At 24.1% G+C, this 1,902-nt stretch carries 2 protein-coding genes; both read right to left on the minus strand.

The window, feature by feature from the left end; genetic code table 4:
• Positions 1–1,126: S8 family serine peptidase (locus ACXYRO_RS04150; protein WP_458598198.1), on the minus strand; the 1,126-nt coding region annotated here is incomplete at its 3' end.
• A gap of 433 nt (positions 1,127–1,559) precedes the next feature.
• A partial coding sequence (locus tag ACXYRO_RS04155) for a hypothetical protein (protein ID WP_458598196.1) occupies positions 1,560–1,902 on the minus strand: 343 nt, incomplete at its 5' end.

Here is a 1,902-nt window from a genome sequence, read left to right on the forward strand (position 1 = left end):
AATATTCTGCTATTGATTCAGTAGGTTTTTGTGTGAATTCGTTAAAATCAAGTGCCCCTACTATTAAGTTATTAGGTGAAAGTGCATACCCATCTACCCATTCGTTTTCTTTTTCTTTTTGATCATTTCCATTTCCGGATGAAAAGATATTAACAACTCCATATTTTCTAGAAATATAATCTAAAAATAAATTATTTTCATCATATGTGGTTCATCAATTATCATATTTCATACCATAACTATGGTTTATAACTCTTACTCCTTTTTCTTTAACCATTCATTCAATAGCACTTTGTCATTCATAATTATCAATAAATGCTGAAAAATAAAGTTTTGAATATCTATCATATCCTTTTTCACCTGCTGCGATATTTGAAACTTCGTTTGCATGATGACTTAGTTTAATCTTTTTATCAATATCTTGTAATTCAACACCATACCTTTGAAAGTTTTGTAATTTTGTTGTATCGATTTTTCCTTTTACTTCTATAACACCAACATTTCCTTTTTTATTTCGATATCTGCTATTTTCTCTTTGTATTTGTTTTTTAAAGTTTACTATATCTAAGTCTTTTGAATTATCTATTATAATATCACGATTATAATAAACATCTCAATCAATTTCTTCTTCTTTATCTGAACTGTTGGTAGAAAATTGTAGATTTTGTATTTCATTTGGAAATAAAATACCCTTATAAATTTCTTTTTTTTCTATAATATTTTTGACAAATTCTTTTCTTTGATTTTCGTTATCAAAATAGAATCAAACTATCGGCATCATCGAGCTTGTTTGATAGCCTTTGAAATATAAATTTGATTTTTTAATGTTTTCTATGAATTTATTATTTTTTTGGACGGTTAAGTTTTCATCCATAACTGAATTGTTTGCTTCATAATTTAATAAAAGTTTTAATTCATAATTATTGTTTACAGGAACATTCCTCACAGAATTAAATAGTTGTCCGTTTTTGTTTATACGAACTTCTAATTTATTGCTTTGATATCCTAAATATCAAGGTTTTTCTTGATTTTTTAACACATTTGTAGCTGTTAATGTTACTATACTAGCAACTGATGTAGTTAAAATACTACTAAATAAAAATATTTTTTTAATTTGCTTTTTCATATTTACTCCTTTTTGTGTTTTTTTGTAAGAAATAAATTTCTTTTCAATTTCTTACTTTTTTTATTTTACATAAAAAAGGAGAAATTAAAAAAATAATTTAAAATATAGTAAAAAATTTTGAAAATATGTAAAAAATATGAAAAAGCAGTTTCGAAATAACTAAGATAAATAAATTAAAAATTTTTATTTAGACAACAGAGAAATAGATTACTTATTTTCAAACTTAAAATCTGAATGTTGAGATTGTAGAGGTTATTCAAAAACAACTTATGAAAAACTATTAAGTATTCTCAAGAGTAAAGTGAAACGATATAATGAATAAAAAACGCAAACAAATTTAAATTAAAAATTGCCACAGCAATTTGCTATGACGATTCAAAGTTAAAAACTGCTGGTTTTATACTTTCTTGTATGTATGCTTTATGTTAAATTATTAGACATCTGAAGTTGCTAAACTTATTTCGTTTCATAAATATTCAAAAAGATCCCTTACTTGCTGATCGCTTGGATTCTTATTAACAGTGATAGCCTTAGATTTATTAATATATTTTACATTCATAGTTATACGGGTTTTTTGTGAACTTTCTTCAGCTTTGTATTTAACACCTAATTGCTCTAAATTTATCAGTCAAAAATATAAATGATGCATTGTATCTTCTCTTTTATAATCTGGGACTAAGTTATATTGAGAAAATCCAGAATTTTTATTTCCTGTTTCATACATTAACAAATTTTTAGTCTTAAAGAATTCATCAATATCTTCATTATTTAAATAA

It is taken from the genome of Mycoplasma sp. 4013 (assembly GCF_054353875.1).